This window comes from Thermosipho melanesiensis BI429 (assembly GCF_000016905.1).
In the GTDB taxonomy this organism is placed as follows: domain Bacteria; phylum Thermotogota; class Thermotogae; order Thermotogales; family Fervidobacteriaceae; genus Thermosipho; species Thermosipho melanesiensis.
Genome location: NC_009616.1, coordinates 258,214 through 272,791, shown reverse-complemented (window position 1 = coordinate 272,791; position 14,578 = coordinate 258,214). Strand labels below are relative to the sequence as shown.

At 30.4% G+C, this 14,578-nt stretch carries 14 protein-coding genes; 6 read left to right on the top strand and 8 right to left on the bottom strand.

The genetic code is table 11. From position 1 onward, the window contains the following. Nucleotides 1–12 precede the first annotated feature (12 nt). From pyrE to TMEL_RS01400, 5 genes are read right to left on the bottom strand one after another with little or no spacing between them, the layout of a single operon-like run. On the bottom strand, nucleotides 13–579 hold the full coding sequence (gene pyrE / locus TMEL_RS01420; RefSeq protein ID WP_012056504.1) for an orotate phosphoribosyltransferase: 567 nt from the start codon (nucleotides 577–579) through the stop codon (nucleotides 13–15). Continuing rightward, complete coding sequence (gene pyrF / locus TMEL_RS01415) at nucleotides 570–1,181, bottom strand: orotidine-5'-phosphate decarboxylase (RefSeq protein ID WP_012056503.1); 612 nt, start codon at nucleotides 1,179–1,181, stop codon at nucleotides 570–572. Before pyrF ends, pyrE begins: the two co-directional genes overlap by 10 nt. Next, nucleotides 1,178–1,993 (bottom strand): tRNA-dihydrouridine synthase, encoded by an 816-nt coding sequence (locus tag TMEL_RS01410; protein WP_012056502.1) that lies wholly within the window; start codon nucleotides 1,991–1,993, stop codon nucleotides 1,178–1,180. The genes pyrF and TMEL_RS01410 overlap by 4 nt, the downstream gene beginning before the upstream one ends. Continuing rightward, nucleotides 1,990–2,634 (bottom strand): iron-sulfur cluster-binding protein, encoded by a 645-nt coding sequence (locus TMEL_RS01405; protein WP_012056501.1) that lies wholly within the window; start codon nucleotides 2,632–2,634, stop codon nucleotides 1,990–1,992. The genes TMEL_RS01410 and TMEL_RS01405 overlap by 4 nt, the downstream gene beginning before the upstream one ends. Next, entirely contained in the window at nucleotides 2,612–3,730 is a 1,119-nt protein-coding gene (locus TMEL_RS01400; RefSeq protein ID WP_041425895.1) for a dihydroorotase, read from the bottom strand. Before TMEL_RS01400 ends, TMEL_RS01405 begins: the two co-directional genes overlap by 23 nt. A gap of 210 nt (nucleotides 3,731–3,940) precedes the next feature. Between TMEL_RS01400 and TMEL_RS01395 the strand changes: the two genes are divergently transcribed. Continuing rightward, a complete protein-coding gene (locus TMEL_RS01395) occupies nucleotides 3,941–4,972 on the top strand; it encodes a hypothetical protein (protein WP_012056499.1) in 1,032 nt (343 codons plus the stop codon). On the opposite strand, the gene ispG is transcribed toward TMEL_RS01395, so the two are convergent. Then, entirely contained in the window at nucleotides 4,953–5,984 is a 1,032-nt protein-coding gene (ispG, locus tag TMEL_RS01390; protein ID WP_012056498.1) for a flavodoxin-dependent (E)-4-hydroxy-3-methylbut-2-enyl-diphosphate synthase, read from the bottom strand. The two genes, TMEL_RS01395 and ispG, sit on opposite strands and share 20 nt — an antisense overlap. Before the next feature lie 41 nt (nucleotides 5,985–6,025). Between ispG and TMEL_RS01385 the strand changes: the two genes are divergently transcribed. From TMEL_RS01385 to TMEL_RS01370, 4 genes are read left to right on the top strand one after another with little or no spacing between them, the layout of a single operon-like run. Further along, nucleotides 6,026–7,666 (top strand): HD-GYP domain-containing protein, encoded by a 1,641-nt coding sequence (locus TMEL_RS01385; RefSeq protein ID WP_041425894.1) that lies wholly within the window; start codon nucleotides 6,026–6,028, stop codon nucleotides 7,664–7,666. Beyond that, nucleotides 7,659–9,050 carry a GGDEF domain-containing response regulator gene (locus TMEL_RS01380; RefSeq protein WP_012056496.1) on the top strand — a complete coding sequence of 464 codons (1,392 nt, stop codon included), beginning with the start codon at nucleotides 7,659–7,661 and terminating at the stop codon, nucleotides 9,048–9,050. Before TMEL_RS01385 ends, TMEL_RS01380 begins: the two co-directional genes overlap by 8 nt. Further along, nucleotides 9,037–10,527, top strand: a complete 1,491-nt coding sequence (locus TMEL_RS01375) for a M50 family metallopeptidase (protein WP_012056495.1) — start codon at nucleotides 9,037–9,039, stop codon at nucleotides 10,525–10,527. The genes TMEL_RS01380 and TMEL_RS01375 overlap by 14 nt, the downstream gene beginning before the upstream one ends. A 10-nt stretch (nucleotides 10,528–10,537) precedes the next feature. Continuing rightward, nucleotides 10,538–10,969, top strand: coding sequence for a GNAT family N-acetyltransferase (locus TMEL_RS01370; RefSeq protein ID WP_012056494.1), 432 nt, complete (start codon nucleotides 10,538–10,540; stop codon nucleotides 10,967–10,969). Nucleotides 10,970–10,973: 4 nt separating this feature from the next. On the opposite strand, the gene TMEL_RS01365 is transcribed toward TMEL_RS01370, so the two are convergent. Together TMEL_RS01365 and TMEL_RS01360 are read right to left on the bottom strand one after the other, a co-directional pair. Next, nucleotides 10,974–11,333: a hypothetical protein gene (locus TMEL_RS01365; protein ID WP_012056493.1), complete on the bottom strand. Its 360-nt coding sequence runs from the start codon at nucleotides 11,331–11,333 to the stop codon at nucleotides 10,974–10,976. Between the two features lie 14 nt (nucleotides 11,334–11,347). Continuing rightward, nucleotides 11,348–12,028 carry a 16S rRNA (uracil(1498)-N(3))-methyltransferase gene (locus tag TMEL_RS01360; RefSeq protein ID WP_012056492.1) on the bottom strand — a complete coding sequence of 227 codons (681 nt, stop codon included), beginning with the start codon at nucleotides 12,026–12,028 and terminating at the stop codon, nucleotides 11,348–11,350. Nucleotides 12,029–12,106: 78 nt separating this feature from the next. Between TMEL_RS01360 and leuS the strand changes: the two genes are divergently transcribed. Next, nucleotides 12,107–14,578, top strand: a complete 2,472-nt coding sequence (gene leuS / locus TMEL_RS01355; protein WP_012056491.1) for a leucine--tRNA ligase — start codon at nucleotides 12,107–12,109, stop codon at nucleotides 14,576–14,578.

Sequence of the window (14,578 nt, the reverse complement as noted above, 5' to 3'; positions counted from 1 at the left end):
TTCTCGCCTGCTTTATTTTTTTAGATATCTACTTCCTGGTTTTTCCGGTGGAATATTTTTTTTGCATAATGGACATTCATCTTCCTTGTATATTGGTATTTCAATTTTTGTCAAATATTCATATGGATATTTGAAAGGATTTTCATCTGCCCTATTGATAATTGATGCTATACAACAAATTTTTCCACCCATTTTTTCTACAATTTCTATCACTTCTTTAACAGATTTTCCTGTAGTTATCACATCTTCAATTATGGCGACTTTTTCCCCTGGTATTATTTTAAATCCTCTTCTTAGAGTCATTTTTCCATTTTCTCTTTCTGTGAATATATTTCTTTTGTTTAAATATTTTGCTGTAACATATGCAATATGTATCCCACCCATAGCGGGGCCTATTATTAAGTCAGGGTTGTACTTTTTTATCTTTTTTGCAAGCATATTTCCAACCATTTCTCCGTAAGTGGGATTTTCAAATAACCTTGCGCATTGTACGTATTTTTCTGAGTGATTGCCCGATGATAATATGAAATGTCCTTCTAAAATTGCTCCTGATTTTTCAAGAATTTCTTCTATTGACATTTTAATTCCTCCTTTATTTTTTCTATTTTACTTTTTGGATTTTTTGAAAGGTATATTTCTCTTCCCAAAACTACGTAATTTGCTATATCTTTAACTTGGTCAAGGGTGATTACATCTTTTTGGTCATCCGCTTTTATTTCCATTCTAATTCCTGGTACTAAAAATTTTCCTTTTATTTTATTTCTAAGTTGTATTGCCCATTTCCCAGGTAAAACAAAAGAGCTATTTAAATTATCAAGTATTTTAATTGTTTCTAGATAATCATCTAAATTTCCTATTTGGGATGTTAATTTAATAACTGAAAAGATGAGTTTGTCTGTAGAGTTAAGAGCAGCTTTTAGACTATCTATACCAGCTGCACTGTGGACTGTAAAACCAATTATTGCCAGGTGGTCCCAACTTTTGATGGAACGAGCCACCGTAGAAGGTATATCACAAAATTTTAGGTCTAAAATGACTTTTAGATTTTTTTGGTAAAGTTCATCTAGTATTTTTTTCCCGTATATTGCTAAATTATGTCCTACTTTTACTGTTTCAAAGCTTCCCATTTTTTCAATAAATTCCAATGGATTTTCCATATCCAAACTTAATACTGGAATCATTTTTCCACTCCTTTCAAATATTTTCCAATCTCTTCTACAATTTGTGGATCTTTAAATAATGCACTTCCTATGGAAATTGCGTTGGCACCTATATTTAGGAATTCTTTTGCGTCTTCTTTAGAGTAAATGCCTCCTGAAGCTATTATATATATATCTCTTAGTCTTTTTCTTACTTCGTAAATTGCACGCAAAGAAATTGGTTTTAAAAGTGGACCAGATATGCCACCGGTGATTATTTTTCCATCTTCAAACATCAGCCCCCTTACACAATTAATTAAAGTTAGACCATCCCAAGCATTTTTTGCAACTGTTTGTGATGAGATTTCTACAAAGTGTCCTTCAATACTTAATTTTGCAATCAAGAATGTATTTGGGAGTATTTTTCTTACCCTTTTCAAAATTTCTTCCCAATCACTTTTATCGGTTATTATTGATAAACCACCTTTTTTTACATTTGGACATGAAAAGTTAAATTCTATTGCTTCAAAATACTTTGCATAAGGTGAGATAATTTCTGCAACTTTTATATATTCTTCCTTTGAATCCCCCCCAAGACTCAAAATAGTTTTTGTATTCAAAACGTATTTTTCTATATTTTCTACAAAATGTTTTATCCCAGGATTTTCAAGTCCAATGCTGTTAATTACAAAATTTTCGTTGTCACGCATTCTTGGAGGTTTATTTCCATCTTTTGGATTGTAGGTTATTGTTTTCAGTGTATATGCACCTACGTATTCAGGGTTTATAAATTTTAGATATTCACCATTACCACCTGGGCCCGATGCAATAATTAGGGGTGGTTTTAGATTCATAACATATCCCTCCTAAATATTGGTCCGTCGGTACACACATGTTTTACGCCATTTTTTGTAAATATCGCACAACTTTTGCATGCACCTATACCACAGCCCATATATTCTTCCAAAGAAACAAAGACGTTTGGTGAGTCTATTTTAGAAAGTACGAATTCTTCCATACTTTTTGAGCCAGATATAAGATACCAATCATATGTATTTAGGTTATCAATTTTTTGTGCAAAATATTCATCACCAATTGCATAGTCAAAAGGAATTTTTATTTTTAAAGGAGTTTTACTACCAACCAATACATCACAATTGTATTTTTCAGTCATTAAATTTGCTAATGTTAAACATGTGGGTGAGATTATTACTATTCCTTTTCCTTTTGGGGGAATAAAAGGATTTCCAAGGGGAAAATGAGCTTTTAGTGTTTGGGTTGTTTCGACTATATGTTTAGTTCCTTTTCCTTTAATTTGGACTGATATAGCTGTTTTACCGTCCCAAGTACCTAAAATAAATGGTTTTCTAACTAATTTGTTTGTTTCTATCATTAAAAATTGTCCAATTTCAAAATTGATATTTTCAAGTGTTATTAAATAAGTGTCTTCGTTTATTTTTAGAGTTTCTTTTTTAGTCAAGTAAGTATTCTCCATTCCAATACCCCCACTTTCCATTTATTTTTACCCCGATTATTTTTCCCTTGAGTTTCATACCATCAAATGCACAATTTTTTCCTTTACTAAAGAATCTTTTGCTTTCAACAGTAAATTCTTGGTTTAAATCCACTATCACTAAGTTGTCGCTTGTAAATTTATAACTTATTCCCAATCTTTTACGGGGAGCGTAGCATAGTTTATCTGTAACGAGGTATACGTCATTAAGTGCTGTGTAAAAAGCAGAGAATGCAATTTCTATATTTGAAGTTCCATAAGGTGCTTTTCTATAGTCAGCTGGTTTTTCTGGGTGAGGGGCATGATCTGTAGCTAAAATGTCAATTTTATTTGTTTTTACGGCATCTTTTAGAATTTCGATGGTTTTTTTATCACATAAAGGAGGATTGATTTTAAAGTTTGGATTTAATATTTCTTCATTTGAAATTAGCAAATGGTGTGGTGTAACCTCACAGGTAATGTTTGCGCATTTTTTTAGAAATTCTATCATTTCAAGTGAGTAAGTTGTTGAAATATGTTGGATATGAAAATCCTTAAATCCAAATTCAAAACCAGTTAATACAGTTCTTGCTATTGCTATTGCTTCATTTGTAATTGGACGTTTTGGTATATCTAGAATTTCCTTGTAAAAGATTCCTTCGTGCTCAAAAAGTTGACTATGGTCTAAGACAAGAGCAGGTTTTTTTCTGGAGAAATTTTCAACTAAATCGTTGTAAGTGTATTTTATGCCATCTGTGGAATAACATAATATGTTGTCTGAGGGCTTTTGAGTTCCAAAAAGTGATGTGGTACGATAAAATCTTACATGGGAATCTGCTACTAGTTTTTCATGGTATTTGTGAACCTGCTTGTTTTCAAGAATTGGGTTTGTGTTAGGCTGAATTAACACTTCGGTGAATCCCCCAGCAATACATGCTTTTTGTAAGGAATTGTAATCTTCTTGGTTGTTATTTAATCTTACATGGGTATGAAAGTCAAAAAAAGTTGGTATGCATAACAGATTCTTTCCTTTAAAGTTTTCAGGTAATTTTATGTCTTCATAAAATACTTTTTTTTGGAATGGATCGTATACCTTAATACAATCACCCCCTATAAAATAAAGAAAATGGGGGCAAAAGCCCCATTTTTAGGATTTATTTTTTACATATTTACTTTTGTTCGAGTATATTTTGTACATATTTTAACCCCCCAAAGCCATTTCATATATCTTATATCATATTTTGAAAAAATAATCAAGCATAGTTTGATATTACATTTTTTTGGTGTAAAATTTTAAAGAGGTGGAGTTATGAGATTAGTTGTAAATAGTAATGAGATAAAGAAAGCTTTAAGATTAATAGATAAAGTTGTTGGAAGTGTCGAAAAGACCAATCGAAGGGTTGGTTTTGCGTATAACCATGGATATTTAAATATGTTTGGAAGTGATGGGTGTTTAACTGTAAAGTATGAGGTTTCAGAGATGAATCCAACAACCCTTTCCTTTACTTTACCATTGGATATTTTAAAGTTTTTTGTTTACGAATTATCAGGTGATGTGTATATTTATTCAGATGGAAGGTATGTATTTTTGAAAGCAAAAGATGAGAGTTTAAAGTTAAAAGCGGAGGAGTTTCACATAAAAAAGTTTGAGGAAAGATATGAAAAAATATTAAATGTTTCAAAAAATAAATTTTTGAATGATCTTGATTTTGTTTCATCACATCTTGACGAAAGTGGAATGGTGGATCTATTTTTCGGTGATTCATTTAAATTAGTTGCGGAAAATAGTGGAATAATAAATTATGTAAGAAGAGATGGCAAAAGTATACCTTTTTCATGGAGAATTCCGTATTATTCTTCTAGACATTTAATTAAATCATTACAACTTTTGAATGACAGTGATATTGAGATAGGTGCGGGAGTAAATGCTTTGGTTTTGAAGGCAAAACACGTTTTTAATGTGTGTGGAGAAGAATTAGACCAACAAGCACTTTATCTGTTAGAAGAAGAACTTTATAGGGCAAAAGAATTTTTAAAAGTTGGATTGAAGGGTATAAGAAGGTTTTTGAGAAGGGCCATGATTTCTGGTAGAAATTCAAGTATAAAACTAATGGGAAATAAAAACGGTATTTTCTTTTATGCATCTTCTTCAAAGATGGAATACAAAGGACATGTTGAAATACCTTCTCCAGAAGATTTTCAAGTGATCACTAATGCATATTTCTTAAGAGCTTCACTGAATCGACTTGGGAGTGAAAATTTACTTTTGATGAAATCTAACATGTTTCTTTTTATAACCACCAACAGCAAAAAAAGATTTATTATTCTTCCAATGCGTTAATTTGTTCTTTTAAAACTTTAATGATTTCTTCTTCTTTATATTGGCCTATTATCTTTCCTTTTTTAAAGAGTATAAAGCCATTTGGTATGCCTGCTATACCGATGTCTGCGCCTTTTCCTTCACCAATACCGTTAACCACACATCCCAGCACTGCAATTTTGATATTTGATGTTGAATTTATGAAATATTTTTCAATTAATTTGGCCCATTTTTCGACGTCTATATTTGTCCTTCCACACGTTGGACAGGAGATTATCTGAGGTCCTTTTCTTAAATTCAATGATATAAGAATTTTTTTAGCTACAATTACCTCGTTCACTGGATCACCTGATATAGATATCCTTATTGTATCACCTATTCCTTTGTACAGAAGGTGCCCTAATGCAATGGAAGATTTTATTATTGCCCATTCGTATGTGCCTGCTTCTGTAACCCCTAGATGAAGTGGATAATCAACTAAAGAGGAGATTTTTTCATACGCTTTTATTGTTTCTACAACATCAGAACTTTTTACGGATATTACAATGTTGTAAAACCCCATTGATTCTAGAAATCTTACTTCTTTTAATGTAGATTCACAGAGTGCGTCTACTTTTCCCAAATGTTGAAAATCTTTTGATATTGAACCGGAATTTGCACCAACTCTGATTGGAATGCCATATTCATTTGCGACTTTTACTATTTCTTTTACCTTTTCTTTGTTTCCAATGTTTCCAGGGTTTATTCTTATTTTTTTTGCGCCGTTTTTAATACTTTCAATTGCAAGTTTGTAATCATAATGTATGTCAGCTATTATTGGTACAGGGGAGTTTTTTGTAATTGTTTTTAGTGCTTTCGCAGCTTCATAAGTTGGAACTGAAACCCTTACTAAATTACAACCTGCTTTATAAAGTTTTTTTATTTGATCTATTGTTTCAATAATATTTTCTGTTCTTGTGTTTGTCATTGATTGTATTGCAATTGGATTATTTCCACCAATTTTTACGTTTCCGATATTAATTTCTTTTGTCATTTATATCCTCCTTTGTGATAGAATATTATTGAGGTGAGAAGATGAAAATCTCCGAGTTTATTTTATTAGATGATAATAAAAAGTATTTATACTTAACTGTTTTGTTTTTAATGTTTTTTACTTCCATCTTAATTTTACTATTTTATTTTGAAAAACACAATGTTGAAAATTTTACTTCTTTACTAAAGGAAAAATTAGCTTATGAAAGTGTTTTAACACTTTCAAAAATTTTTTCTACAAAAGATTTAACTATTAGTTTTGTTAAGGAGAAAAAGACTTTCTTTGTTAGTGCGGAATTTGATTTTGAGGGTAGGAAAGTTTATGTTATAAAGGATTTAACTTTTGAAGTTATTGTACTTTCTGTATTATCTTTAATTTTCTTTCTATTTTTAATGGGAATTATTACATTTAAAAGAAAAGAGATTATTAAAAAAGTTAAAATAATAAGTGAGGATCTTGCAAAAATAGAAGGAAATTTAAAATATTTTCAAAATTATTTAGAATATAATCCTATTGTAAAAAAAATGAAAGTTGAAGAACTAGAAAGTTTAAAAGAAAGTGTAAATTATTTGCAGGAAATTATAGTAAGGAATGAAAGGGAACTATTAGATTCAATAGATGAGGTGGTTAAGACAAAGAAAGATTTGGAAGATATTAATACCTTTTTAACTTCAGCATATGAGATTTTAGCAAATGTAAATCCTAAAGATCGAATTGAAGATGTTGCTCAATATATATTAGAAGAATTAATAGATATTTTTAAGGATGTAAATGCAGGAAGTATTATTCTTAAGCAGAACAATAAATTTAAATACTTTGCACAAGTTGGATATACAGATAAACTTAAGGAAATTGAATTTTGTTGCGAGAATGATGTAATAGCAATACAATTTGAAGGATATGTCTCTGGGGATGTTATAAAAAACAAAAATAACGAGGTTTTTGATGAAGTATTTAAAGAGGTTGGTTCAGAAAAGATTAAATCAACATATGTAATTCCTATATATGTTGAACAAGAAAAGGTAGGGTCAATATGTCTTGATTCATTTGTAAATGATAAATTAAAAATTCCAGAGTATGTAAATATATTCGGGAAGATATTTGGTAACTTTTTGATATTAAAGGTTTATGAAAACAGTTATAAAAAAATGTTTTTTGAAATTTTGAAAATGTTCGTTGAAAGCGTTGATAAAAGGGTTGGCAAAATACACTCAAGGAATGTTGCAAATTTATCAAAAAAGTTGGCAAAAGTTTTCGGTGTTGATGAGATGAAAACTTGGGAAGCGGCTATGTTACATGATATTGGTAAAGTGTTTTTGAGTGATAGAATTTTAAAAAAACCTGGAAGATTGACCAATGCTGAAAAAGTTCAAATTCAAAACCATGTAAAGATTGGTTATGAGATATTAAATCGTTTCGAATTTTTAAAGGATATATCTAAGATTGTGCTTTATCATCATGAAAGATGTGATGGAAAAGGTATATTTGGATTAAAATGTGAAGAAATTCCCCTTGAAAGTAGAATTATATTAGTTGTTGATGCATATTTTACGATGAAAAATAAGGGATTTGATGATTTTACAATTTTTGATGAATTGTACAAAGATGTGGAAAATGGAAAACTTGATAGAAAAGTTGTTGAAGAATTGGAAAAAATTGTCAGGAGGAAAAAAGATGAGTAAAAAAATACTTGTGGTTGATGATAGTGAGCTTTGGAGAAGATTTTTAAAGTATGAACTAGAAAAGATGGGAAATGAAGTTGAAGTTGCAGTTGATGGTTTGGATGGAATTAACAAGTTTTTTTCGTTTTTACCAGATGTTGTTATAACAGATTATCTTATGCCAAACATGAATGGAATTCATTTAACTAGGTTTATAAGATCATATGCGGAATTTGAAAATGTGGGAATAGTTATTTTAACTGCTGGAAATGAGACAATTAATAAATTTTGGGCAAAGAAAAGTGGTGCAAATCTATATATAAAAAAGACGTTAGATAAGAAAGAGATTATAGAAAAGTTGAAAGGTTTTTTAAACGAAAATTATCATATTGAATGGTCTAGTGAGGTGCTTAAAATTAGAAAAGAGCCTTTTGGAGAGCTTGTTGATATACTAGAGGAAAATCTAAGAAATGAATTGGTAATTTCAGAAATCTACAGTTTTTTAGAATATATTCACGATGAAAGGTATTTAATTGAATGCATTTACAAACTATTTAAAGAATTTTTTGAATTTAAATCACTTCACACCTTAATTTTTAATGTTGAAAGTGAAAGGATTTATTCTATTTCAGATGATGAAAGGTCTTTTAATAGAAAAGAAATTGAAAAAACTTTAGAACTTTTATTGAAAAAACCTGTTACACCTGCAAAGAAAATATATAATGGGAACTATGTAAAAAATGGAGAAACTCTCGAGGATTTTATATCAGTTGTTATAGAATACAAAAATGAAGAGCAGGCAGCATTTTTAATTGAAGGGTTAAAAAAGGAAAGAGATTTTTTAGAGACGATTGTAGTAATAAAAAAGCCATTGGCTCTTGTGTTTAAACTTTTAAATGAATACAACTTGAGTAAGTCCAAAACAGAGTTTGATGAGTTAACCAAAGTATATAACAGGGCGTTTATAATGGAGAAATTAAAAGAGTTATTACAATTATCTTTAAGACAGAAAATCCCATTGTCAGTTGCCATGATAGATATAGATGATTTTAAAAAGGTTAATGATACTTATGGACATTTAAAAGGCGATGAAGTTTTAAAAAAAGTTGCTCAAATAATAAGGGATAATTTGCGGGAAAGTGATTATGTGGGAAGATATGGCGGAGAGGAGTTTTTGGTAATTCTTCCAGGGATCTCATGTAATCAGGCAAAAAAAGTATTGGAAAGAATTTTGGATAAAGTAAGAAACACAGATTGGAAATCTTTGGGAGTGAACAATGTGACTTTTAGTGCAGGTTTATGTTGCAAGCCTGAGAAATCTATGTTAGGCTTTATTAAGAGAGCAGATAAGAATCTATATATTGCTAAAAAAAGAGGAAAAAATCAAGTGTATGGAGGTGAATAGTATTATAAGTTTTATTTCATTTATATTAGTTTTTATGTTTGTAGTGGTTGTCCATGAATTTGGTCATTTTTTGTTTGCCAAGATATTTAAAGTAACTGTTCTAGAATTTTCTATTGGATTTGGTCCTGCAATTTTTAAGAAACAATTTAAAGAAACACTTTTCAAGATAAATGTAATTCCCTTTGGTGGCTATGTACGTTTAAAAGGTGAGGACTTTAACGAAGAGGAAGAAGATGGTCTCTATGCAAAGCCCGCATGGCAGCGTTTGTTAATAGCTTTTGCTGGGCCTTTGTTTTCGATACTTGCTGCGTATATATTGTTTGTTCCAATAGTAAATAACTGGGGTGTACCTGCGGTAACTATAGGAAGGGTTATAGAAAATTCACCAGCGTTTGAATATGGTTTAAAAGAAGGAGATGTGATTTTAAAGGTAAACGGGAAAAGAGTATTTGATTCTATAGAGGTAAGTAATGAGATAAAGAAAGGGAATGTTGTAAAGCTTACTATACTCAGAGATGACAAAATTTTAGAAAAAACTATACCTCCACGTATTTCACCACCTGAATATGTTTTTATTTTGGATGATGTACGAGGGAAAATATATGGAAAGATAAAAAAGATAAATGGTTATAAATTGGGAGTTGATTTAGATGTAAAAAAAGAAGATTTTGTAGAAATTGAAGATGAATTTGGGAATGTTTTATCAGGTGTTGTGTTAAGTTTTACATTTGTTGATGAAAGACCTACTATAGGGTTTTATTATGCGGGATTTAAGCCTGTAGCAAATAAAAATATTGAACCGTTTTTGTCAAACGATAGAATAGTTAAAGTAAATGATATGGAAATAGAAGATTATGTTTCTTTAATAAGTCTTATTTCAAGACTTTCCCTGAAAGAAAAACAAGTATACATTGATATTTGGGGAGATGAAATAAAAGAAAAGCTCAACCCTCTTTCTGAAAGGTTAGAAATAGTTGTTCAAAGAAATGGTGAAAAGATGACAATAGATTTAGATAAAGAAGAGTTTTTAAAGATAGTTTCAACACCGGGTTTCTTTAAGGAAGAGCAAAAATATCTAAAACCAAAGAATATTTTTGAAACGTTTGAATTAGCAATTTTAAGATGTAATTCTGCTGCAATAACTATTTGGAAGGCATTTGGTAGGTTGTTTTTGGGTGAGGGTGTGAATCAAGTGGCAGGACCTGTGGGAATTGCTGTGATAGTTGGTGAAGCAGCAAGGGCTGGTTGGGAAACTATTTTAACCGTAGTAGCTTTATTTACATTGAATTTGGGGATTTTTAATTTGTTACCTTTACCAGCTCTTGATGGTGGAAGGATAGTGTTTTCGTTAATTGAAATTATTTCAGGTAAAAAAGTGAATAGAAGGATAGAAGCTATAGTCCATACAATAGGATTTTTCATACTTATGGCTCTTGCGTTTTATTTTATGTTTGCAGATTTTACTAGATTTTTCTGAGGTGGGATAGATGAAGGTTCAAATATGTGAAAATGAGCTGATAAAGGTTGAGACGGAAGATTTTCAGTTTTTTTCTGAAACAAGGATAGTAGAAATTCCAAGAAGAATAGTTTTGAACTTTTTTGATGATGAGTTTGTAGGTTTTGTTAGTTTTAACATGAGGTATTTTAACAGAAATGCATATATTACTTACTATGTAAAAAAAGAAAAGAGAGGAAAAGGTTACGGTAAAAAAATACTTAAATATTCTATTGATTATGCATTTGAGGAAATGAATATGAATAGATTAACCGCTGAAGTATATGAATATAATGAAGTGTCTATAAAATTGTTGGAAAAATTTGGTTTCAAAAAGGAAGGTCGTTTAAAAAAAGCAAAATTTCACAATGGTAGGTATTATGATATTTTTATTTATGGACTTTTAAAAAATGAGCGGGTTTAACCGCTCATTTTGTTTTTATATTAAAATAATCTACATTTTCATCGTTTTCCAATTTTTTGATTCTGTGTGTAGCTACTTCTGTAAGTCTATTTATTATTGCTTCGAGATCACTGTTTTTGTAAAGTTCTTTAATTTTCTCATTCCACTTTTCTGAAAATTCTATTTTTTCGTTGTTTAATTTAGTGTCATCCCTTGTTAAGTGTTTAAATTCATCGTTGATTTTTGAAAGTAGTTTTTTAACAGTTTCAAATAATGTTTCTAAAACATCCGATTTTCTTTTACAAAGTGCTATTTTTTCTCTGTATTCAGATTCTAACTCATGTTCAAACTTTACGTATGAATAAATTTTTTCACCTTTTACCATGAAATCACCCCTTTTTAAATTTTTTCAAGTTTAATGGAAAGGTAACTTAGAAATACAAAAGCAGCTGTTTCAAATCTCAATGTTTTTTTCCCTAAAACAACAGGTGTAAAGTTAACATTTAAAAATTTCTTTTCATCTTCTGAAAATCCCCCTTCTGGGCCAACTATAAATGAGGTATTTGGGTGAATTATTTCTGGTATGTTTTCTCCTTCAAAGTCTAGAAAATATGTATTAATACTTGCATATTTTTCAATTTCTTTGAAGCTAATAAACTTAAATTCGGGGAAATGATATCTGATACATTGTTTTGCACTATTTCTGATTACCAGCGAAATTTTTTCTTCTTTATCACGATAATCTCTATTAGAATATTTTGTCTTTGTGATATAGATTTTGTCAACACCTAATTCAACGGATTTTTCAATTAGCCAACGAAGTCTTTCCCATTTTCCCGAAGGAGCAAATAACACCAAATTACTTTTTTCATCTTTCTCTATATATTTAGACTCTAAAATTGTTCCAAAAGATTTCTTTTTTTTTATTTTTTCAATCTTTACCAGAAATTCACCACCTTTACCATCGGTACTTTTGACTATATCTCCTTCTTTTATTCTTACAGTTTTAAAATGTATTGTTTCATGTTCATCAAAAATTAATATATCTTTTTTGGGTATTCCAAAGAATATGTTTGGCATTTTCTCACCTCTATTTGTTAAGTGTGTGTATTTATAGTATAATAAAAATAAAATGAAAATCAAAGAGGAGGGAATTTTATGAAAGAATATATTCCTGGAGAAATAGAACCTAAATGGCAAAAAGTTTGGGCGGAATCTAAAGTATTTGAAACGCCTCAGCGTTCAGACAAAAAAAAATTTTATAATTTAGTTATGTTTCCATATCCTTCAGGTACATTACATGTAGGACATGTTAAAAATTACGTTATTGGCGATATAGTTGCAAGGTATAAAAGGATGAAAGGATATAACGTTTTGCATCCATTTGGATATGATGCATTTGGTCTTCCTGCGGAGAATGCGGCTATAAAGAATAAGATCCATCCAGAGGTTTGGACGTTTAAGAATATAGATATAATAAGAAATCAAATAAAAAAGATAGGAATTAGTTATGACTGGTCTAGAGAAGTAATTACTTGTACTGAGGAATATTACAAATGGACTCAATGGATTTTTTTGAAACTTTATGAAAATGGACTTGCGTACAAAAAGAAAGCAGCGGTAAATTGGTGTCCAAGTTGTCAAACGGTGTTGGCAAACGAACAAGTTGTAGATGGTAAATGCGAAAGATGTGGTACGGAAGTAACTATGAAACATCTTGAACAATGGTATTTTAAAATTACTGATTATGCTGAAAAACTATTAAATGACATAGATAAGTTAAGAGGTTGGCCTGAAAACGTAAAAATAATGCAAAAAAATTGGATAGGAAAAAGCACAGGTGCAGAAATAGATTTTCCTGTAGATAGACTTGATATGAAAATAAAAGTTTTTACTACAAGACCTGATACTATTTGGGGAGTAACATTCATGGCAATTGCTCCCGAGTCACCTTTAGTAGAAATGTTGGTTACTGATGAGAGAAAAGATGAACTTTCGCAATTTTTAAAGAAGGTTTCTTTGGAAGATAGGTTTAAAAGAACAAGTTTAGAGGCTGAAAAGGAAGGATTTTTCTTGGGAAGGTATGCCATTAACCCTGTAACAGGTGAAAAAATACCAATATACGTTGCAAACTACATTTTATACGAATACGGAACAGGTGCAATAATGGCAGTTCCTGCTCATGATCAGAGGGATTTTGACTTTGCAAAAAAATATGGTATTTCTATTCGCGTAGTTATAGATAATCCAGAAGAATCAATTGATGTTGAAAAAATGGAAAAAGCATACGAAGAAGAAGGAATAATGGTCAATTCGGGACCTTTTAATGGTATGAGAAGCACTTTGGCGCTTGAGAAAATAATAGAATATCTTGAGGAAAAAGGTATAGGAAAAAGAAGTGTACAATACAAACTAAGGGATTGGCTTATTTCAAGACAAAGGTATTGGGGTGCTCCAATTCCCATTGTATATTGTGAAAAGTGTGGTATTGTTCCTGTGCCTGAAAAGGATTTACCTGTAAAGTTACCAAAAGATGTGGAGTTTTTACCTACGGGACAATCTCCTCTTTCGTTAGATGAACAATTTTTAAATACAACATGTCCAAAATGTGGTGGCCCCGCAAAAAGAGAAGCAGATACAATGGATACATTTGTAGATAGTTCATGGTATTATCTAAGGTATATAAATCCAAAACTTGAAGATAAACCATTTGATACAGAAGATATAAATTATTGGATGCCAGTTGATCAGTATATAGGTGGTGTTGAACACGCCGTTTTACACTTGCTATATTCGAGGTTTATTACCAAAGTTTTATATGATTTAGGGTATTTAAAATTTGAGGAACCATTTGAAAATTTATTTACTCAAGGTATGATTTACAAAGATGGTTGGAAGATGAGTAAATCAAAAGGGAATGTAGTTTCACCAGATGAAATGATTGAAAAGTACGGTGCAGATACGTTAAGAACTTACATACTTTTTATGGCTCCACCTGAAAAGGATGCAGAATGGAGTGATGCGGGAATAGAAGGGGTAAATAGATTTTTAAAGAGGCTTTGGAATAATATTTATTCTATTTTACCAAGGATAAAAGATGTGAAAGTAGAAAAAATAGAATTGAAAAATAAACAAGAAAAAGATTTAAGAAGAAAATTACATCAGTCTATTAAAAAGATTACCGAGGATATAGAAGGAGGATTCAAGTTTAACACGGCTATAGCAGGATTAATGGAATTAAATAATAATTTGTCTGAATATTTAAATAGTGCAAAAGATTTAAATTTACCATTACTTAGAGAACTTGTGGAGAAGTTAACACTTATTTTATCACCATTTGCGCCACATATGGCTGAGGAAATTTGGCATGATTTGGGGAATGATACACTTGTTGTTAATGAGGAATGGCCAGCTTATGATGAAAATGCCCTTAAGGTTGATGAAGTTACAGTTATTATCCAAATTAATGGAAAGGTAAGGGGAAAAATTCAAACAAAGGTTGATGTAAGTGAAGGGGAAATAAAGAAATTGGCATTTGAAAATGCAAAAATAGCTTCTTACGTTGATGGCAGGGAAATTGTTAAAGTAATCTATGTGAAAAATAAATTACTCAATATTGTTGTAAAGTAG

Bases quoted from the DNA above. Each gene is read 5' to 3' on its own strand.
- pyrE (WP_012056504.1), bottom strand. From the start codon at position 579: ATGTCAATAGAAGAAATTCTTGAAAAATCAGGAGCAATTTTAGAAGGA.
- pyrF (WP_012056503.1), bottom strand. From the start codon at position 1,181: ATGATTCCAGTATTAAGTTTGGATATGGAAAATCCATTGGAATTTATT.
- TMEL_RS01410 (WP_012056502.1), bottom strand. From the start codon at position 1,993: ATGAATCTAAAACCACCCCTAATTATTGCATCGGGCCCAGGTGGTAAT.
- TMEL_RS01405 (WP_012056501.1), bottom strand. From the start codon at position 2,634: ATGGAGAATACTTACTTGACTAAAAAAGAAACTCTAAAAATAAACGAA.
- TMEL_RS01395 (WP_012056499.1), top strand. From the start codon at position 3,941: ATGAGATTAGTTGTAAATAGTAATGAGATAAAGAAAGCTTTAAGATTA.
- ispG (WP_012056498.1), bottom strand. From the start codon at position 5,984: ATGACAAAAGAAATTAATATCGGAAACGTAAAAATTGGTGGAAATAAT.
- TMEL_RS01385 (WP_041425894.1), top strand. From the start codon at position 6,026: ATGAAAATCTCCGAGTTTATTTTATTAGATGATAATAAAAAGTATTTA.
- TMEL_RS01380 (WP_012056496.1), top strand. From the start codon at position 7,659: ATGAGTAAAAAAATACTTGTGGTTGATGATAGTGAGCTTTGGAGAAGA.
- TMEL_RS01375 (WP_012056495.1), top strand. From the start codon at position 9,037: ATGGAGGTGAATAGTATTATAAGTTTTATTTCATTTATATTAGTTTTT.
- TMEL_RS01370 (WP_012056494.1), top strand. From the start codon at position 10,538: ATGAAGGTTCAAATATGTGAAAATGAGCTGATAAAGGTTGAGACGGAA.
- TMEL_RS01365 (WP_012056493.1), bottom strand. From the start codon at position 11,333: ATGGTAAAAGGTGAAAAAATTTATTCATACGTAAAGTTTGAACATGAG.
- TMEL_RS01360 (WP_012056492.1), bottom strand. From the start codon at position 12,028: ATGCCAAACATATTCTTTGGAATACCCAAAAAAGATATATTAATTTTT.
- leuS (WP_012056491.1), top strand. From the start codon at position 12,107: ATGAAAGAATATATTCCTGGAGAAATAGAACCTAAATGGCAAAAAGTT.